The 18,903-nt window shown below is 73.6% G+C and carries 17 protein-coding genes, 1 tRNA gene and 1 pseudogene; 12 read left to right on the top strand and 7 right to left on the bottom strand.

Annotation, left to right across the window (positions count from 1 at the left end; translation table 11 throughout):
* A pseudogene (locus tag ACIOGZ_RS08995) lies at window positions 1-521 on the bottom strand (hypothetical protein); the annotation flags it as partial.
* 152 nt (window positions 522-673) lie between these two features.
* Between ACIOGZ_RS08995 and ACIOGZ_RS08990 the strand changes: the two are divergent.
* A complete protein-coding gene (locus ACIOGZ_RS08990; protein WP_400985423.1) occupies window positions 674-1,540 on the top strand; it encodes a TIGR02452 family protein in 867 nt (288 codons plus the stop codon).
* A gap of 79 nt (window positions 1,541-1,619) precedes the next feature.
* Here the strand turns inward: ACIOGZ_RS08990 and ACIOGZ_RS08985 are convergent, their stop codons facing one another.
* A complete protein-coding gene (locus ACIOGZ_RS08985; RefSeq protein ID WP_063348325.1) occupies window positions 1,620-1,955 on the bottom strand; it encodes a hypothetical protein in 336 nt (111 codons plus the stop codon).
* Between the two features lie 113 nt (window positions 1,956-2,068).
* Here ACIOGZ_RS08985 and ACIOGZ_RS08980 point away from each other — a divergent pair, with 113 nt between their 5' ends.
* Window positions 2,069-2,641, top strand: a complete 573-nt coding sequence (locus tag ACIOGZ_RS08980; RefSeq protein WP_400985573.1) for an RICIN domain-containing protein — start codon at window positions 2,069-2,071, stop codon at window positions 2,639-2,641.
* Window positions 2,642-2,658: 17 nt separating this feature from the next.
* Here the strand turns inward: ACIOGZ_RS08980 and ACIOGZ_RS08975 are convergent, their stop codons facing one another.
* Both ACIOGZ_RS08975 and ACIOGZ_RS08970 read right to left on the bottom strand, forming a co-directional pair.
* Window positions 2,659-3,354 (bottom strand): tyrosine-protein phosphatase, encoded by a 696-nt coding sequence (locus ACIOGZ_RS08975; protein ID WP_400804497.1) that lies wholly within the window; start codon window positions 3,352-3,354, stop codon window positions 2,659-2,661.
* A gap of 55 nt (window positions 3,355-3,409) precedes the next feature.
* Window positions 3,410-4,174 carry an SDR family oxidoreductase gene (locus tag ACIOGZ_RS08970; RefSeq protein ID WP_400804499.1) on the bottom strand — a complete coding sequence of 255 codons (765 nt, stop codon included), beginning with the start codon at window positions 4,172-4,174 and terminating at the stop codon, window positions 3,410-3,412.
* Between the two features lie 163 nt (window positions 4,175-4,337).
* Here ACIOGZ_RS08970 and ACIOGZ_RS08965 point away from each other — a divergent pair, with 163 nt between their 5' ends.
* On the top strand, window positions 4,338-5,099 hold the full coding sequence (locus ACIOGZ_RS08965; protein ID WP_400804502.1) for a DNA polymerase beta superfamily protein: 762 nt from the start codon (window positions 4,338-4,340) through the stop codon (window positions 5,097-5,099).
* Between the two features lie 37 nt (window positions 5,100-5,136).
* Window positions 5,137-5,209 (top strand) — tRNA-Lys (locus ACIOGZ_RS08960).
* 129 nt (window positions 5,210-5,338) lie between these two features.
* Here ACIOGZ_RS08960 and ACIOGZ_RS08955 read toward each other — a convergent pair.
* On the bottom strand, window positions 5,339-6,421 hold the full coding sequence (locus tag ACIOGZ_RS08955) for a fatty acid desaturase family protein (protein WP_400985421.1): 1,083 nt from the start codon (window positions 6,419-6,421) through the stop codon (window positions 5,339-5,341).
* 465 nt (window positions 6,422-6,886) lie between these two features.
* Between ACIOGZ_RS08955 and ACIOGZ_RS08950 the strand changes: the two genes are divergently transcribed.
* The 8 genes from ACIOGZ_RS08950 (at window position 6,887) to ACIOGZ_RS08915 (ending at window position 16,469) form a co-directional block, all read left to right on the top strand.
* On the top strand, window positions 6,887-8,635 hold the full coding sequence (locus ACIOGZ_RS08950; RefSeq protein WP_363628072.1) for an LCP family protein: 1,749 nt from the start codon (window positions 6,887-6,889) through the stop codon (window positions 8,633-8,635).
* Between the two features lie 198 nt (window positions 8,636-8,833).
* A complete protein-coding gene (locus ACIOGZ_RS08945; protein ID WP_363581379.1) occupies window positions 8,834-9,283 on the top strand; it encodes an SRPBCC domain-containing protein in 450 nt (149 codons plus the stop codon).
* A gap of 237 nt (window positions 9,284-9,520) precedes the next feature.
* The gene (locus ACIOGZ_RS08940; RefSeq protein WP_363581377.1) at window positions 9,521-10,321 is read left to right on the top strand and encodes a VOC family protein; all 801 of its coding nucleotides are present in this window, start codon (window positions 9,521-9,523) and stop codon (window positions 10,319-10,321) included.
* Between the two features lie 179 nt (window positions 10,322-10,500).
* Complete coding sequence (locus ACIOGZ_RS08935; protein ID WP_363581375.1) at window positions 10,501-11,247, top strand: beta-phosphoglucomutase family hydrolase; 747 nt, start codon at window positions 10,501-10,503, stop codon at window positions 11,245-11,247.
* Between the two features lie 22 nt (window positions 11,248-11,269).
* On the top strand, window positions 11,270-13,675 hold the full coding sequence (locus ACIOGZ_RS08930; protein WP_363628074.1) for a glycosyl hydrolase family 65 protein: 2,406 nt from the start codon (window positions 11,270-11,272) through the stop codon (window positions 13,673-13,675).
* Window positions 13,676-13,789: 114 nt separating this feature from the next.
* A complete protein-coding gene (locus ACIOGZ_RS08925; RefSeq protein ID WP_363581371.1) occupies window positions 13,790-15,523 on the top strand; it encodes a pyruvate dehydrogenase in 1,734 nt (577 codons plus the stop codon).
* A gap of 83 nt (window positions 15,524-15,606) precedes the next feature.
* Entirely contained in the window at window positions 15,607-16,239 is a 633-nt protein-coding gene (locus ACIOGZ_RS08920) for an XRE family transcriptional regulator (protein ID WP_363581369.1), read from the top strand.
* Window positions 16,240-16,271: 32 nt separating this feature from the next.
* The gene (locus tag ACIOGZ_RS08915) at window positions 16,272-16,469 is read left to right on the top strand and encodes a DUF6126 family protein (protein ID WP_363581367.1); all 198 of its coding nucleotides are present in this window, start codon (window positions 16,272-16,274) and stop codon (window positions 16,467-16,469) included.
* Between the two features lie 22 nt (window positions 16,470-16,491).
* Here the strand turns inward: ACIOGZ_RS08915 and ACIOGZ_RS08910 are convergent, their stop codons facing one another.
* Together ACIOGZ_RS08910 and ACIOGZ_RS08905 are read right to left on the bottom strand one after the other, a co-directional pair.
* Window positions 16,492-17,919 (bottom strand): PLP-dependent aminotransferase family protein, encoded by a 1,428-nt coding sequence (locus tag ACIOGZ_RS08910; RefSeq protein WP_363581365.1) that lies wholly within the window; start codon window positions 17,917-17,919, stop codon window positions 16,492-16,494.
* 51 nt (window positions 17,920-17,970) lie between these two features.
* Entirely contained in the window at window positions 17,971-18,891 is a 921-nt protein-coding gene (locus ACIOGZ_RS08905; RefSeq protein ID WP_400985419.1) for an undecaprenyl-diphosphate phosphatase, read from the bottom strand.
* Between the last annotated feature and the right edge of the window lie 12 nt (window positions 18,892-18,903).

Here is an 18,903-nt window from a genome sequence, read left to right as displayed (position 1 = left end):
CCCGTTCCGGTGGCTTCAACCGTGACCGTGACGACCGCGGTGGCCGTTCCTTCGGTGACCGCGACGACCGCGGCGCCCGCTCGGGCGGTTTCAACCGTGACCGTGACGACCGTGGTGGCCGTTCCTTCGGTGACCGTCCGGCCCGCACCGGTGGTGGCTTCGACCGCGACCGTTCCGGTGGCTTCAACCGTGACCGCGACGACCGCGGCGGCCGTTCCTTCGGCGACCGCCCGGCCCGCACCTTCGGTGACCGCCCGTCCTTCGGCCGGGACCGCGACGAGCGCGCCGGCAGCAACAACCGTCCGTTCGCGCGTCGTGACGACCACCGCTCCGGCGGCCGTCCGCAGGCCTCCGGTGGTGGCTTCGGCCGTGACCGTGACGACCGTGGCGGCGCCCGCTCGGGTGGCTTCGACCGCGACCGTTCCGGTGGCTTCAACCGCGACGACCGCAAGCCGCGCTGGAAGAACTGACGCCGTACGGCCGGTGGTTGACCACCGGTAGCTGAACACCTGAACACACACGACGGGCCCGCTCCATGCACTGGAGCGGGCCCGTCGCGTTCCCCCGATGCCCCCGGTACCTCCCCCGGTACCCCTCGCGCCCCCGAGGCGTTGTTCTGCGGCTGAGAATAACCTGTGGCGCGGCCCGGCGGAAGTCCCGTAGCGTCCCGGACATGAGCAGCAGACTGCACGACGTGGCCCGGGTGAACGAGGAGATCGCCGAGCGGGGGAGCTACCGGGCGGCCGGTGGCGAACTCGTCACGGTGGGGGAGCAGTTGGCGGCCGCCAGGGCCGGCACGGTGTCGTTCGCGCCGCCGGCGCTGGACGCGCTGCTGCGGGGCGGGGGCCCGGGGCCCGGGCCGGGTGGGCCCGGTGGGCCCGTCGGGGCGGTGGAGGTGACGGCCGAAGGCAGCATCGAGGCCGCCCGGCGCTTGGTCGAGGGCGGGGCGGGCCCGGTCGGGGTGCTCAACTTCGCCTCCGCGCGCAACCCCGGCGGCGGCTACCTGCGCGGCGCCCGCGCCCAGGAGGAGGACCTGTGCCGCAGCGCGCTGCTCTACACCTGCCTGCTGGAGGCGCCGGACTACTACGAGGCGCACCGCGCCTCCACCGACCTCCGGTACAGCCACCGGGTGATCGTCTCGCCCGACGTACCGGTGATCCGCGGCCGGGGCGGGGACCTGCTGGCGCGGCCGTACCCGGTCACCTTCCTGACCTCGCCCGCGCCCAACGCGGGCCAGCTGGAACGGCGCTCGGCCGACGTGGACGTCCGGGGCGTGCTCGCCGAGCGGGCCGTCCGGGTGCTCGCGGCGGCGGCCCGGCACGAGGTCCGCACGCTGGTGCTCGGGGCCTGGGGCTGCGGGGTGTTCCGCAACGACCCGGCCCAGGTCGCCGAGGCCTTCGAGGGCGCGCTCTCCCGGTACGGGGCGGCCTTCGAACAGGTGGTGTTCGCGGTCTGGGACCGCTCACCGGTCTCGGCGAACCGGGCCGCGTTCGAGGCGCGGTTCGGTGGAGCGGCGCAGCCCGGCGCGGCGGTGCGCTGAGGCCGCCGCCGGGTATCGCCGCCAGGTGTCGCTGCCGAGGCCGGTGAGCGGGCCGGCGCGCGGCTCGCGCCGGGTGCTGCTACCGCTTGCGGGCGGCCAGCGCCGTCGCGGCCGTCGAGGCCGCCGCGACCACACCGGTGACGGCGAAGACCGACGGCCAGGCGCCGATCTTCTTCGCCAGCGGATGCGAACCGCCGAACGCCGCCACGTACAGACCGGTCAGCGCCGCCGCGGTGGCCGCGCCCGAGCTGCGGTGCCACTGCGCGGCCGCCCCGGCACCGGCCACCGCCAGCACGGCGCCGCCCAGTTCACGCCGGCCGCTCCAGCGGGCGACGCCGTAACCGCCCACCAGGCCGCTCGCCGCGGTCAGCGCGGCGGGCGCGGCGGCCGAGAGCACGTTGGGGACCTTCGCCATCGTCGACTCCACTCGTAGAGGTTGTCCTGACTTCCTGTTCCGGCTTCCGACCATAGCCCGCCCGCCCCGCGCGCCGGTCCGGGCCTCCAGCCTCCAGCAGGCCGCCGTCCTCCCTGCCGTCTTCCCTGCCGTCTTCCCTGCCGTCTTCCCTGCCGTCTTCCCTGCCGTCTTCCCCGCCGTCCGCTCCGCCGTCCTCGACTCCGAGGCCTGTCGGCCCCCGGTGGCAGACTGCGAGCGTGACTGACACCGCGATCACCGACGGCCGCTACCGGATCCGCAACGTCGACAGCGGCCTGCTGCTCGAAGTCGCCGACGGCAGCCGGCGCAGCGGCGCCCGCGTCCGCCAGGGCGCGGACGACGGTTCCGACGCCCAGCTCTGGCAGTTCACCGCCGTCCACCCGGGCGGCGCCCTCTGCCACCTGGAGAACGCCGCCAGCGGCAAGCGCCTCGACGTCACCGGCGCCTCCACCGACGACGGCGTCCCCATCCAGCAGTGGTCCGCCAACGCCTTCGGCGCCCAGGAATGGCTCCTCGAAGCCCACGTGGACGCCCCCGGCACCTACACCATCACCAGCTTCATCAGCGGCAAGCCCCTCACCGCCGCCGCACCCCCCGACCCCACCGTCCACCAGTGGGAGGACACCGACTCGCCCGCCCAGTGGTGGCGCTTCGAACGCCAGGAGTAGGTGCGTCCCCGGGCCGGTCAGGCCGACAGGTTGGCGCGCAGGGCGGTCAGTTCCTCGTCGGTGACGCCGTGGGCGCGGAGGTAGGCGGGGACGGAGGAGTACTGGGTGTGGATCCAGCCCAGGGCGGAGGCGAGGAGTTCGGCGGTGACGGGGCGGGAGACGCGTTCGGTGCCGGTCTCGTCGACGTAGGGGGTGGGACCCCGGTCGAGGCCGAGGCCGACGTTGGAGAGCAGGAAGTCGGCGGTGACGTCGGCCTCCGAGGCGCCGAGCAGGGACTGCAGGACGGCGATGGTCAGGCCGGTGCGGTCCTTGCCGACGGCGCAGTGCACGAGGGCGGGCAGCGCGCCGGGGGCGGCGAGGCGGCGGACGACGGCGGCGAGGGACGGGCCGGCGGTCCGGGCCATGAAGGGGTAGAGCGCCGCCTGGTCCTCGGGCCAGGGCTGGTCGATGTCCTCACGGTTGGCGGGCAGGGTCGGGAGGTTGAGGGCCTCGTGGTCGAGGCCGTGCCGCAGGTCGGGCCAGACCTCCAGCTCGACCGGACTGCGCAGGTCGAGGACGGTGCGCAGGCCGAGGGCCTTGAGGCGCCGGGCGCCCTCTTCGGTGAGGGTGTGGAAGGAGCCGGAGCGGTAGAGCACGCCCCGCCGCAGGGCGCCGATCCCGCCCGCGTCACGGAAGTTGCGCACACCGGGGATGTCGATGAAGGCATCGGTCATGGCCCCACGGTACGGGCGGGGGGCGGGCCGGCGGAAGGAAACCGGAGGGAACCTTTCAGCGCCCGCCGGAGACGTCCAGGAAGGCGTTGGTGGTGTACGAGGCGGCGGGGGAGAGCAGGAAGAGGATCGCCTCGGCGACCTCCTCCGCCCGTCCGCCGCGCCGCATCGGCAGCCCGGGGGCGACCCGGTCGACCCGGCCGGGCTCGCCGCCGAGGGCGTGGATGTCGGTGTGGATCAGGCCGGGGCGGACGGCGTTGACCCGGATCCCCTCGGCGGCGACCTCCAGGGCGAGGCCGCGGGTCATCGAGTCGACGGCGCCCTTGGCGGCCGCGTAGTCGACGTACTCGTTGGGCGAGCCGAGCCGCGAGGCGGCCGAGGACACGTTGACGATGGCACCGCCGCGGCCGCCGTGCCGGGTGGACATCCGGTGCACGGCCTGGGCCGCGCACAGGAACGGGCCGGTGATGTTGGCGGCCCAGATCCGGTTCAGCCGGTCCTCGTCGATGTCCTCCAGCCGGCACTGCTTCTCCAGCGTGCCGGCGTTGTTCACCAGGCCGGTGAGCAGCCCGAGTTCGGCGTCCACGGTGGTGAACAGCCGCTCCACCTCGGCGGTGCGGGTGACGTCGGCCCGGACGGCGAGCGCGGTGCCGCCCTCGGCCCGGACGGCGTCCACCACGGCGGTGGCCGAGGCCTCGTCCGTGCGGTAGTTGACGCAGACCCGGTAGCCGCGCCGGGCGGCGAGCAGGGCGGTGGCGGCGCCGATGCCGCGGCCGGCGCCGGTGACGATCAGGACGCCGTCGTCGGAGGTGGTGGTCGACATGCTCGGTACGCTACCCGGCGGACCGGCCGGGGCGGGCCCCGGAGCGGAAATCGTTCGCCCGGCGCGGCCCGGACCGGCGAGGATGCGGTAGCGGCGCCGCCACCGCAGCCCTGCCGACTGCCAGGTCGTGAGGCGTCGAGAGAGTCGAGAGAGGAGACCGGCGATGTCCGACGCACCCGCACCCGCACCTGCCGTCCCCGGCACCGTCCTGCTCGCCGGGGTGGTCGGCTCCACCGCGTACGGCTTCGCCCACGCCGGCTCCGACGTCGACCGGCTCGGCCTGTACGCCGCCCCCACCGAGGAACTGCACGGCCTGCACCGCCCGGCCGAGTCGCACGTCACCACCGGGCCCGACGTCACCCTGCACGAGGCCGCCAAGTGGTGCCGCCTGGCGCTGTCCTGCAATCCGACCGCCTCCGAGCTCGTCTGGCTGCCGGACGACCTGTACGAGATCCGCACTCCGCTCGGTGCCGAACTGGTCGAGATCCGCTCGAGCTTCCTCAGTGAATCGGGCGTCCGGAAGGCCTATCTCGGTTACGCAGAGCAGCAGTTCCGCAAACTGCTGACCCGCGACACGACCGACCCGGCCACCCGCCGCCGGGCCGCCAAGCACGCCCGGCATCTGGTCCGGCTGGTCGAACAGGCCGTCCGGCTGCACAAGACCGGCCACAACCTGGTCCGCCTCACCGACCCCGGACACGTCCGCGACCTCGGCGAACGCATCGCCGACCGCCCCGCCGTCGCCGAATCCCTGCTCGCCGACGCCGCCGACCGCCTCGCCCGCCCCGGCGTCCTCCCCGCCGCCCCCGACCCGCGCCCCGCCGAATCCTGGCTCCGCCGCGTCCGTGCCGCCCACTACGCTCCGCCCCCCGCCCCCGGCGCGCCCGCGCAATCCACTGGCGGAGCCCTGCGCCCCACCGGGTAGGATCACGGTGGCCCTCCCCAACCGGGACGAGGGCCGCGGGCCACTAGCTCAATTGGCAGAGCTGCGGACTTTTAATCCGTAGGTTCAGGGTTCGAGCCCCTGGTGGCCCACCGAACTGAGGCCAGGTCAGACACCCTCTGACCTGGCCTTTTGCATGTCCGCCGCCGGTGAACGCACTGCGGCACCCCGGCTGGTCGAGTAGCCGGGGTGCCGCGGTGCGGTGTGGGTCGTGGGGCGGATCAGGCCGCGGCGCGGATCGGGGCGCCGGTCTGGTGGAGGTGGGTGAGGATCTCGCGGTACGAGCGGAAGAGGCCGGTCTCGTAGTAGGTGATCTCCTTCTCGGCGCAGAAGTCGCGGGTGAGGACGGCGGCGCGGCGCAGGGCCGGGGTGGGCATGCTGGGGAAGAGGTGGTGCTCGACCTGGTAGTTGAGGCCGCCCATCAGGGCGTCGATGAAGTAGCCGCCGCGGACGTTGCGGGAGGTGAGGACCTGGCGGCGGAGGAAGTCGAGCCGCATGCCGGGCGTCACCATCAGCATGCCCTTGTGGTTGGGGGCGAAGACGCAGCCCAAGTAGACGCCGAGCAGGGCCTGGTGGACGGCGAGGAAGGCGAAGGCCTTGCCGACCGGGAGGGCGGCGAAGACCAGCCCGAGGTAGGCGGCGAAGTGGGCGACCAGCAGGAAGCCCTCCAGGTAGGGGCGCTTCATGATCGGGCTGCGCAGCGCGCGGAAGCTGTTGTAGCTGAGGTTGAGGCCTTCGAGCAGGAGCAGCGGGAAGAAGAGGAACGCCTGGCGGCGGCCGATGAAGCGGGCGATTCCGCTGGCCCTCCTGGCCTGGTCCTGGGACCAGACGACGAGGTCGGGGGAGACGTCCGGGTCCCGCTCCTCGTGGTTGGGGTTGGCGTGGTGGCGGGTGTGCTTGTTCATCCACCAGCCGTAGCTCATGCCCATCAGGAGGTTGGCGACGATGCGGCCGCCGATCTCGCCGGCGCGGCGCCCGGTGAACACCTGACGGTGCGCCAGGTCATGTGCCATTAATCCCAGTTGGGCGAAGACGATGGACATGGCGGCGGCCAGTCCGAGCTGGAGCCAGGTGTCGCCGAGGGCGAACATGGCCCACCAGCCGCCGAGGAACGCGGCGAGGACGAGGCTCGCGCGGACGGTGTAGTAGACCGGGCGTCGGTCGAGCAGGCCCTCGGCGGTGATCCGGCGGCTCAGTTGGGCGAAGTCGCTCCCGCCGGTTCCGGGCGGGGCGGTGTCCGGTGGTCCGGCGGGCGGCTGCGGCCGGGTTTTCGCGGTCGGCGTCCCCGCGGTGTCGGTGGTCATGGTGCTGAGTCTGGTCTAGCGAACGGGCCTTGAGAAACGGGGGCATCCCCCTGGGGTGGGGTGAGGAAAACCCCCGGACCGTCCTGGGTGGCTGCGGACGTGCGGCGCGTGGTGCCTGATGGTGCCGCAGGGGCGGGGAGAGGTGGCGTAGGTCACGTCGTAATCGGCTGGTTTCGGGCGTTCTGTGGCGAGCTTGCGCCGTGGTGGCCGGGGTTGGTGGTGGACCGGAGGTCGGTGATCGCGTCGGGCCTAAATATGATCGGAAGCCACGTTCATCGGTTTGTACCGATGTTCGTATGTGCAACCTGGGAACGGTCCCGACCGTCTCCCTGTGTGCGGTGCGCCAGATCGTCCGGGGCGTCGCTTCCGTCGGTGAAAGGTACGCGCATGTCAGGTCAGTGGGGCGAGGGCCCGGCTCGGGGCGAGAACGCACCCGGCGCGCTCACGACGGGGAGCGATGGGTCCGTGCCTCCGCCGCGTACCGGGGGCCGGGCGGAGGCCCGGCGCGCCGCCCAGGGCAAGGGCGGTGGCCGCGGTGGCAAGGACGGCGGCAAGGACGCGGGCAAGGACGGCGGTCGGGGCGCGGGCAAGGACGGCGGCAGGCCGGAGGCGGCGGCCGGCGGCGGCCGGGCGGCGGCGCGCAACAGCCGCAAGCCCAAGAAGAACGTGAAGAAGATCGTCGCCTGGTCGGCGGCCGGCGTGCTGGTGCTGATCGCGGGCGCCGGCGGGGCGATCTACTTCAAGCTGAACGCCAACATCAAGTCCTTCGACGGCGACGCGATAGCAACCGACCGCCCGCCGGAGGCGCAGGCCGACGCGGACGGCAACAAGCCGGTCAACGTGCTGCTGATCGGCTCGGACAGCCGCGGCAGCAACAACTCCGACCTCGGCGGCGGTAGCGCGGACGGCGGCGCCCGCTCGGACACCACGATCCTGCTGCACGTCTACGCCGACCACAAGCACGCCGTGGGCATCTCGATCCCGCGCAACGCGAAGGTCCCGATCCCGCCCTGCAAACTGCCCAACGGCAAGTGGACCAAGGGGTCGTCCAGCGACCTGTTCAACGCGGCCTTCTCGGTCGGCGGCAGCGACGGCGGCAACCCGGCCTGCGCCCAGAACACGGTGGAGAAGCTCACCGGGATCCGGGTCGACCACACCATCGTGGTCGACTTCAACGGCTTCTCCGCGATGACCAAGGCCGTGAACGGCGTCGACGTCTGCCTGCCGAAGGCCATCTACGAGGGCGACGTCAACCCCAACCTGCACAGGAAGGGCGACCTCGTCCTGCCGCAGGGCAAGCAGACCGTGCAGGGCCAGCAGGCGCTGGACTACGTGCGGCTGCGGCACGGCATCGGCGACGGCTCCGACATCGGCCGGATGAAGCGCCAGCAGGCCTTCCTCAGCTCGCTCGCGAGCAAGGTCAAGAAGGACGGGCTGAGCCCCACCAACCTGCTGCCGCTGGCCGACGCCGCGACCAAGTCGCTGGTGGTCGACCCGGGGCTGGCCTCCGCGGACAAGCTGCTCTCCTTCGGGCTGTCGCTCAAGAACATCGACATGCACGACCTCAAGTTCGTGACGGCGCCCTGGCGTTACCGCACCCAGGACAAGGACCTCGACCTGGTCCAGCCGGACGCCAACAAGCTCTGGGAGACCCTCAAGGCCGACCAGACCATCGACGGGCAGAACGCCACCGGCCAGCAGCCGGACGCCGCCGCCAGCCCGAGCGCACCGGCCGCGCCGCAGTCGGCCGCGCCCAGCGCGCCCGCCGCGCCGGTCGCGGACGCCGGCAACTCGTCGATCAAGGTGGCGGTCTACAACGGGACGACCGAGAACGGCCTGGCCGGCAAGGCGACCGCGCAGCTGAAGGCCGCCAAGTTCGCCGCCACCACGGCGGGCCAGGCGGCGAGCACCAAGTACAAGACCACCATGATCGAGTACGGCTCCGGGCAGAAGGCGAACGCCGACAAGGTCGCCGCGCTGTTCCCGGGCGCCAGCGTCGAGGCCGGCAACTCGGCGGGCGTGACCCTGATCGTCGGCAAGGACTTCTCCGCGGCCAACGGCGGCGGGCCCACCGGCCCGGCCACCGGGACGGGCGGCGCGGCCGCGAACGGCACCCCGGCGCCCCCGGCGCCGCTGCCCACCACCGTCACCAACGACGCCCGCTCGGCGGACGACGACATCTGCGCGAACACCTCCTACGGCAGCGGCGGCTGACCGCACCCGAGCCGTGGGGGCGACCCCCGGGCCGGCGCCGTCCAGGGCGCGCGGGCCCGGGGGTCGTGCCATGGTGGCCGGAGAAACCGGGGGGCGCCCGGCACGGGCGACCTGAGGGACGGGGGCCCGACGCACCGGACCCGGGCACACCGGACCCGGCCCACGGACGAGGGGGGCGCGCACCGAAAGGCGGACCCCATGCCCGAGATCGCCCTCCAGTTCGACATCGCCGCACCCCGGGCCGTCGTCCTCGCCGCGCTCAACACGCACGGCGGGCTGACCAGCTGGTGGACCACCGGCGTGGACCGGGAGGGCGACGTCCTGCTGTTCGACTTCCCCGGCGTCCCCGAGCCGTTCCGGCTGCGCCGCGAGCGGGCCGATCTGGACCGGGTGGTGTGGGCCAACGCCGGGGCCTTCCCGCCGCACTGGGCCGGCACCTGGATCAGCTGGGACCTCGCCGACCAGCCCGACGAGCCCGGCCGCACCCGGTTGCTGTTCCGGCACGGCGGCTGGCAGCCGGGCAGCGAGGACGGCGTCCCGCTGGTCGCCGGCACCTGGGCCGAACTGCTGGTCCGGCTCAAGGACTACGTGCAGAGCGGCAAGGTGCAGCCGTACTTCGTCACGGCCCAGCGGCACGACGCCGCGTGAACGGCCCCCGCGACGGCATGAGCGCCACGACGCCGCGTGAACGGCCCGCCGGCGGCTGAACGGGCCCCGGGCCCGTCCGATCGCCCGCCAGGGCGCCGTCCGGTGGCGGGATCGCGGCGCCGGGCCGATGGTGGGCGGTGTACCCGCCGTTCGCGCCGACGGCCGGCACCGGCAGCCCGGCACCGGGCGGCCGGGACCCGCCCGCCCCGACGACCACTGCCTTCGGGAGGCCCAGCAATGCCCGTAGTCACCGCTCCGTACAAGCCCGGCACCCCGTGCTGGATCGACCTGATGGCGAGCGACCAGCAGGCCGCGCTCGACTTCTACCGCGACCTGTTCGGCTGGCAGGGCGAGGTCGGCCCGGCCGAGTTCGGCGGCTACGCCGTGTGCATGCTCAACGACCGACCGGTCGCCGGGATCATGGCGCGGTCCGCGCCCGAGGGCCAGCCGCTGCCGCCCGTCGCCTGGACCACCTACCTGGCCTCGGACGACGCCGACGTGAGCGGGGCCGCCATCGCCGAGCACGGCGGCACGATCCTCTACCCGGCGATGGACGTCGGCGTGATCGGCCGGATGCTGGTCGCCGCCGACCCGACCGGCGCGGTGTTCGGCGTCTGGCAGGCGATGGACTTCATCGGCGCGGGCGTGGTCAACGAGCCCGGCGCACTGGTCTGGAACGAGCTCAACACCGCCGACACCGAAGCGGCCGGCCGCTTCTACCTGCCGGCGCTCGGGCTGCGCCCGGCGACCATCCAGGGCATGGAGGGGTACTTCTCGCTCAACGCCGGCGACCGTACGGTGGGCGGCATGCAGCCGATCCCCGGGTACCTGGGGGCGGGCACGCCCTCGCACTGGATGGCCTACTTCTCGGTGGACGACACCGACTCCACCGTGGACGCCCTGGTCAAGGCGGGCGGCTCGGTGATCCAGCCGCCGTTCGACATGCAGTCCGGCCGGATGGCGGTCGTCCAGGACCCGCAGGGCGCGGTGTTCGCGGTGGCGGAGGCCGCCGAGGCGCAGATGCCCGACTCGCCGTAACAGCGCCGGGCACCCCTCGCCGTGACAGTGCCGGGCACCCACGAGCCCACCTGGCCACCCACAAACCCACCTGGCCACCCACGAGCACCCGGGCACCCGGGCAACCGGAAGCCGCCCTTCCCGCGACGCGCCGCCGGGAAATGGGCGGCTTCCCCGCGTTCCCGGGTAAGACTGCACCCATGCTGGGGCTACCGGACGACATCCGCGCTTTCCTCTTCGACCTCGACGGGGTCCTCACCCAGACCGCCAAGGTGCACGCCGCGGCCTGGAAGGACACCTTCGACTCCTTCCTGCGCGCCGAAGCCGCCCGCACCGGCGGGCAGTTCGTCCCCTTCGACGCCGTCACCGACTACGACACCTACGTGGACGGCCGCCCGAGACTGGACGGCACCCGGGCGTTCCTGCGCAGCCGGGGCGTCGACCTGCCCGAGGGCACCGACGCCGATCCGCCCAACACCCGTACCGTGCACGGGATCAGCCGGGCCAAGAACGACACCGTCCTGCGGTTGATCCGCGAGCAGGGCGTCCAGCCGTACGACGGCTCGGTCGCGTACGTGCACCGGTTGCGCGCGCTCGGGCTGCCCAGCGCCGTGGTGTCCTCCAGCGCCAACTGCCGGGACGTGCTGCGGGCGGCGGGCATCGAGGGGCTGTTCGACGTGATCGTGGACGGCGTCGTCGCCCAGCGCGAGGGCCTGCCCGGCAAACCCGCCCCCGACACCTACCTGTACGCCGCCCGCACACTGGGCGTCGAGCCCGCGCACGCCGCCGTCTTCGAGGACGCGCTCGCCGGGGTGGCCTCCGGCCGTGCGGGCGGCTTCGGGGCCGTGGTCGGGGTCAACCGCACCGGGCAGGCCGCCGAACTGCGCCGGGACGGCGCGACCGTGGTCGTCGACGACCTCGCCGAACTGCTGGAGGAGCGGGCATGAGTGAGCGGAGTGAGGCAGTCGCATGAGTGGCTTGGACAACTTCTCCGTCGACCCCTGGCTGATCGCCGAGCAGGGCCTGGACCTGACCGCGATGGCCCGCGCCGAGTCGCTGTTCGCGCTCTCCAACGGCCACATCGGCCTGCGCGCCAACCTGGACGAGGGCGAGCCGCACGGCCTCCCCGGCACCTACCTGAACGGTGTCTTCGAGCTCCGCCCGCTGCCGTACGGCGAGGGCGGCTACGGCTACCCGGAGTCCAGCCAGAGCGTCATCAACGTGACCAACGGCAAGATCATCCGGCTGCTGGTCGACGACGAGCCCTTCGACCTGCGCTACGGCGAACTCGTCCGCCACAAGCGCTGGTTGGACTTCCGGGAGGGGATACTGCACCGCGAGGCCGAGTGGACCTCCCCGGCCGGCCGGACCATCCGGGTGCGCTCCTCCCGGCTGGTCTCGCTCACCCAGCGCGCGATCGCCGCGGTCGACTACAGCGTCGAGGCGGTGGACGGACCGGTGCGGATCGTGCTCCAGTCCGAGCTGGTCGCCAACGAGCAGCTGCCCGGCGGCCCCGAGGGCGATCCTCGGGCCTCCGCCGTCCTGGAGGCGCCGCTGCAGCCCGAGGTGCACCACGCGAGCGACACCAAGGCCGTCCTGGTGCACCGCACCCGCTACAGCGCGATCCGGGTCGCCGCCGGGATGGACCACGTGATCGAGGGCCCGGAGGAGCTCGAAACCGTCGCCGAGGCCGAGGCCGACCACTGCCGGATCAGCGTCACCACCGTGCTCCGGCCCGGACAGCGGCTGCGGCTGGTCAAGTTGATGGCCTACGGCTGGTCGGGGACGCGCTCGCAGCCCGCCGTCCGGGACCAGGTGGAGGCCGCGCTGACCGCCGCCCGGTACACCGGCTGGGACGGTCTGGCCGCCGAACAGGCCGCCTACCTCAAGGAGTTCTGGGAGACCAGTGACGTCGAGATCGAAGGCGACGTCGAACTCCAGCAGGCCGTCCGGTTCGCCGTCTTCCACGTCCTCCAGGCCGGCGCCCGCAGCGAGGAACGGGCCATCCCCGCCAAGGGGTTGACCGGCCCCGGCTACGACGGGCACAGCTTCTGGGACACCGAGACCTTCGTCCTCCCGGTGCTCACCTACTGCCTGCCCGGGGCCGTCAACCAGGCCCTGCGCTGGCGGCACACCACGCTGCCGCTGGCCCGCGAACGGGCCGCCCAACTCGGCCTGGCCGGAGCGGTGTTTCCCTGGCGGACCATCCGCGGCGAGGAGTGCTCCGGGTACTGGCCGGCCGGTACCGCCGCCTTCCACATCGGCGCCGACATCGCCGCCGCCGTCGCCCGCTACGTCCGGGCCACCGGGGACGCCGAGTTCGAGCGCGCGTACGGGCTCGAACTGCTGGTGGAGACCGCCCGGATGTGGCGCTCGCTCGGCCACCACGACGTCTCGGGGAAGTTCCGCATCGAAGGCGTCACCGGCCCGGACGAGTACAGCGCCGTCGCCGACAACAACGTGTTCACCAACCTGATGGCGCAGACGAACCTGCGCGCCGCCGCCGAGGCCGCCGCCCGCCACCCGCACGAGGCCGCCGAACTCGGCGTCGACACCGAGGAGACCGCCGCCTGGCGGGACGCCGCGGCCGCGATGTACATCCCGTACGACGAGGACCTCGGCGTGCACCCGCAGGCCGACGGCTTCACCCACCACCAGGTCTGGGACTTCGAGCACACCCCGCCCGAGAAGTACCCGCTGCTGCTGCACTACCCGTACTTCGACCTGTACCGCAAGCAGGTGGTCAAGCAGGCCGACCTGGTGCTCGCCATGCAGGTCCGCGGCGACGCGTTCACCGACGAGCAGAAGGTCCGCAACTTCGCCTACTACGAGCGGCTCACCGTCCGCGACTCCTCGCTCTCCGCGTGCACCCAGGCGGTGATCGCCGCCGAGGTCGGCCAGCTCGACCTCGCGTACGACTACACGGCCGAGGCGGCGCTGATGGACCTGCACGACCTCGGCGGCAACACCCGCGACGGCCTGCACATGGCCTCGCTCGCGGGTGCCTGCATCGCCCTGGTGGCGGGCTTCGGGGGGCTGCGCGACCACAGCGAGTCGCTGTCCTTCCGGCCCCGGCTGCCGGGCGGGCTGATGAGGCTCGGGTTCTCGCTGATGGTCCGCGGGCAGTTGCTGGGCGTCCAGATCACCCACGAGGGGACGACGTACGCGCTGCGCCGCGGCGAGGTGCTGCACCTGTGGCACGACGGCGAGCCGGTGCAGGTGAAGGCCGGGGAGCCGGTCACCCTGCCGACCACCGCGCCGCCGGCCCAGGAGCGGTGCGGCCAGCCGCCCGGCCGCGAGCCCGCCCGGCGGCAGGCGCAGGCGGGCCTGGTCAGCGGCAAGCTCGGGCAGCAGGACCACTTGGCGGCGGAGTAGCCGCGCCGACCGGTCGTTCACCTGTTCGGGCCCGCTCCGGGTGCGGGGCGGGCCCGGCCGTCGGAGGGTGCAGGTGTCCTGCGGCAGTCGGCGGCCGGTGATTGGAGAGCACCCGTGGCGAGCGTGGCCGAACAGATGGTGGAGGTGCTCCGGCAGGCCGGGGTCGAGCGGGTCTACGGCGTGGTCGGAGACAGCCTCAACCCGGTCGTGGACGCGATCCGGCGGACCGACGGCATCAGCTGGGTGCACGTGCGCAACGAGGAGGCGGGCGCCTTCGCGGCGGCCGCCGAGGCCGAGCTCAGCGGTCGGCTCGCGGTCTGCGCAGGCTCCTGCGGGCCCGGCAACACCCACCTCGTCCAGGGCCTGTACGACGCCCAGCGCAGCGGCCTGCCGGTGCTGGCGCTCGCCTCGCACATCCCGTCCGGGCAGATCGGCACCGGCTTCTTCCAGGAGACCCACCCCGAGCGGGTGTTCACCGACTGCAGCACCTGGTGCGAGATGCTCTCCACCCCCGCGCAGCTGCCCCGGCTGATGCGGATCGCCATCCAGCACGCGCTCGGCTCGCACGGCGTCTCGGTGCTGGCCTTCCCCGGGGACGTCGCCGCGCTCCCCGCCGCCGGACCCACCGGGACCAGCCACTTCCTCACCGAGCAGGCCGTCGCCGCGCCGCCGTGGTCCCAGGTGCAGGAGCTGGCCCGGCTGCTCAACGCGGCCCGCAAGGTCGCCCTGTTCTGCGGCGCGGGGGTGCGCGGGGCGCACGGCGAGGTGATGGAGGCGGCCCGGGCCCTGAACGCGCCGGTCGGGCACTCCCTGCGCGGCAAGGAGTGGATCCAGTACGACAATCCGTACGACGTCGGCATGAGCGGCCTGCTCGGCTACGGCGCCTGCCACGAGGCGCTGCACTCCGCCGACCTGGTGCTGCTGCTCGGCACCGACTTCCCGTACGACTCCTTCCTGCCGCAGGCGCACACCGTCCAGGTCGACCACGACGCCACCCGGCTGGGCCGCCGCACCGCGCTCGAACTGGCCGTCCACGGCGATGTCGCCGCCACCCTGCGGGCCGTCCTGCCGCTGTTGGACGCCAAGCGCGACCGCGCCTTCCTCGACGAGATGCTGCGCAAGCACTGCCGCTCGCTGGAGGACGTGGTCGGCGCCTACACCCGGGACATCGAGAAGCACCTGCCGATCCACCCCGAGTACGTCGCCTCGGTGCTCGACGAGGTGGCCGCCGACGACGCGGTGTTCACTGTGGACACCGGCATGAACAACGTCTGGGCCGCCCGCTACCTCCAGCCGAACGGCCGCCGCCGGGTGATCGGCTCCTTCCTGCACGGCTCGATGGCCAACGCCCTGCCGCACGCCATCGGCGCCCAACTGGCCTGCCCCGGGCGGCAGGTGATCGCGATGGCCGGCGACGGCGGGATCGGCATGCTGCTCGGTGAACTGCTGACGGTGGCCAAGCACCGGCTGCCGGTGAAGACCGTCGTCTTCAACAACGGGGCGCTCGGCATGATCAAGCTGGAGATGCTGGTCTCGGGCTACCCGGAGTACGAGATCGACAACGGGGACGTCGACTACGCGGGGATCGCGCGGGCGACGGGCATCCCGGCCAAGCGGGTCACCGAGCCGGCGAGGGTCCGGGAGGTGCTGGCGGAGGCGCTGGAACGGCCCGGCCCCGCCCTGGTGGACGTGGTCACCGACCCCAACGCGCTGTCCATCCCGCCGTACATCACGGCGGCGCAGCTGAAGGGCTTCGCGCTGGCGGCCGGGCGGACGGTGCTCTCCGGCGGGGTCGGGCGCATGATCGACCTGGCCCGCAGCAACCTGCGCAACATCCCGCGGCCCTAGCCGAGAACGGGGATCCGATCCGGGCCTCTTGCCTCTGAGGCAAAAATCTTGCCCGAGCGGCACGGCGGGTGTCCACTGGTCACATGACCACCAGCCCGACCGGGGACGCCGCCCCGGGAGACCGGCTCGACGACCAGGAAGTGGCCGGCCTCGCCGCCCGCCTCCGGGAACACCGGCTCAGCAGCCGCCTGACCCTCGAAGTGGCCTCCGCCCGGGTCGGGCTCTCCCCAGCCTATCTGTCCCGGCTGGAGACCGGCCGCCGCCAGCCCTCCCTCCCCGTCCTGCTCGGCCTCGCCCGCGCCTACGGCACCTCCGTCTCCGGCCTGCTCGGCGAGACCATGGCCGAACCCGACCCGGTCGTGCGCGGCGGCGCCATCGAACCCGGCCGCGCCGGGGGCTGGGGCTACCGCCGGGCCGGCGCCCCCGGCCGGGCGATGCAGGCGCTGCGCGTCCACGTGCCCCCGGGCGTGCAGGACACGGTGGTCCGGGTCCACCCCGGCGAGGAGTGGCTGTACGTCCTGCAGGGCCGGCTCAAGCTGACCCTCGGCGACCGCGTCCACCGCCTCGACGTCGGCGACTCCGCCCACTTCGACTCGCTCACCCCGCACTGCATCGCCGCCGACGCACCGGACGGCGTCGAACTGCTCTTCGTCCACACCCTGCTGCAGAGCCCCGGCGGCGAACTCTGCCTCGGCGGCCCCGCGGCAACCCACTGACCCAACGTCAGAACCCTTGGAGGAGATCCCTCATGGCCGATCCCACCAGCCCCGAGAAGGCCGCCGCGGCCACCGCCCCGGCCGCTCCGACCCCCGCCCCGCTGACCGTCGACGCCGGCATCTCGGCCAACCGCCGGGTCGGGATCCGCCTGGTGATCTACACCGCCGGCATCCACGCCTTCGCCGGCTTCATCATGCTGCTGTTCGAACTGGGCAACCGCAACAAGTAGTTCACCGGGGTGGTCGCGGCCCTCACCGCTCGCGCAGCAGTTCGCAGAGGGCGTCCAGCGCGGCCGGGAAGGCGTGCTCGGGCGGGGACGCGTAGCCGATCACCAGAGCGGGAGCGGCGTCCGGGGCGGCGGCCGACCGGTCGGCGAGGTGCCAGGACAGCCCTTCGAGGGCCAGGCCGGCGGCCTCGGCCCGGGCCAGCAGCTCAGCCTCGGACGCGGAACCGGGCGGCAGTTGGAGAACGGCGTGCAGCCCGGCGGCGATCCCGGTGACCCGCACGCGCGGGGCGTGCTCGGCGAGCGCGGCGACCAGCCGGTCCCGCCGGCGCCGGTAGTGCAGCCGGCAGCGGCGGACGTGCCGGTCGTACGTCCCGGAGGTGATCAGCTCGGCGAGGGTCAGCTGGTCGAGCACCGGGGACATCGTGTCGGCCAGCGTCTTCAACCGGGCCACCGGCTCGACCAGCGCGTCGGGCAGGGCCAGCCAGGCCAGCCGCAGGCCCGGCGCGAGGCTCTTGGCGGCCGTCCCGGCGTACACCACCCGCTCCGGGTCGAGCGCCTGCATCGCGCCGACCGGCTGCCGGTCGTAGCGGAACTCGCCGTCGTAGTCGTCCTCGACGACGTACCCGTCCCGCTCGCGCGCCCAGCGCACCGCGGCGGCCCGCCGGTCGGCGGCCAGCGGCGCACCGGTGGGGAACTGGTGCGCGGGGGTGAGCAGGACGGCCCCGCACCGGCCGTCCAGCCGCTCGACCCGGGCGCCCGCCCCGTCCAGCGGCACCGGGACGGTGGCCAGCCCCGCCGCCCGGGCGACGGCGTGCTGCGGCGGCAGCCCGTACTCCTCGACCGCGAGGGCGCGGTCCCCGCGCTCCCGCAGGGCGGCGCAGAGCAGGCCCAGGCCCTGGGAGACACCGGTGCAGATCAGCAGGTGGTCGGGGTCGGTGCGGACGCCGCGGACCCGCGCCAGGTAGTCGGTGAGCGCCCGTCGCAGCTCGATCCGGCCGAACGGGCTGCCGTAGCCGAAGGCCTCGTGCGGCGCGGTGGCGAGGGCCCGGCGGGCGGCGGCGAGCCAGGCGGTGCGGGGGAAGAGCGAGAGGTCGGGCCGCCCGGCCATCAGGTCGTGCCGGACGGCCCGCCGCCCCGCCGCGGGCCGGGCCACCCGCCGGCTCCGGCCGGGCGCGGCCCGCCGGGCGACGGTGGTGCCGGAGCCCTGCCGGGAGGTGAGCCAGCCCTCCGCGGTGAGCTGCCCGTACGCCTCGACCACGGTGTTCCGGGCGATCCCGAGGTCCTCGCCGAGGGCCCGCGAGGACGGCAGCCGGGTGCCGGGCACGAGCCGCCCGTCCTGGACGGCCTCGCGCAGCGCGTCCTCCAGAGCGGCCCGCAGCCCGGCCCCGGCGGCGCGCCGCTCGGTGAGGTCCAGGTGCAAGTCGCCGCCGAAGGAGGTCCAGGAGCTGCTCACGGGCCCGATTATCGCGCGGCCCGGCATCCTCGACCGCGAGTCGGTGGCGGATCAGACCGACAGGTAGACCGCGCTGCCGACGCCGGCGAGGAAGCAGTAGAGCGCGAACGGCGTCAGGCTGCGGGTCTCGAAGTACTTGGTGAGGAAGCGCACCGAGACGTAGCCGGCGACGAAGGCGGCGATGCTGCCGGCGACGACCGGGCCGAGGACGGCGGAGTTCTCCGGCTTGAACAGCTCCGGCACCTTCAGCACGGAGGCGGCCAGGATGACCGGGGTCGCGAGCAGGAAGGAGAAGCGGGCGGCGTCCTCGTGGTGCAGGCCGCGCAGGATGCCGGCGCTCATGGTGACACCGGAGCGGCTGATACCGGGGAAGAGCGCGAGGATCTGGGCGGCGCCGATCCAGGCGCCCTGGACGAAGCCGAGCCGGGCGAGGCGGTGGTCGGAGGCGATCGCCGGGTCGAGGCCCGGTTCCTCGGCGGGCGGGGCGGCGTGCCCGGCCCGCCGGCGGCCGGTGCCGCCGCGCTTGAGCCGTTCGGCACCGAGCAGCACCAGCCCGTTGAGGGCCAGGAAGACGGCGGCCGGGACGGGCTTGCCGAGCGCGTTGCGCAGCGCCTTCTCCAGGGCGAGGCCCGCCACCCCGACCGGGATGGTGGAGATGATCAGCAGCCAGGCGAGCTTCTCGTCCCGGCTCTCGACCCGGCGGCGGCGGATCGAGCTGAAGAAGCCGCCGATCACCCGGACCCAGTCCTTGCGGAAGAACACCACCAGCGCGAACGCGGTGGCCAGGTGCAGGCCGACCAGGACGGCGAGGTAGGAGGAGCCCTCGGCGGTCATGTCGAGGTCCCGCTGGATCTTCCCGCCGATCAGGGCGGGGAGCAGGATGCTGTGGCCCAGGCTGGAGACCGGGAAGAGTTCCGTCACACCCTGCAGCAGGCCGACGCCTATCGCTTCCGGGTAGGTCAGGGTGGACATCGCGCACCTTCG

This window comes from Kitasatospora sp. NPDC088160, from assembly GCF_044741445.1.
GTDB lineage: Bacteria > Actinomycetota > Actinomycetes > Streptomycetales > Streptomycetaceae > Kitasatospora.
Note: the sequence above shows the minus strand (reverse complement) of the source record. Positions and strands in the feature narration are given on the sequence as shown.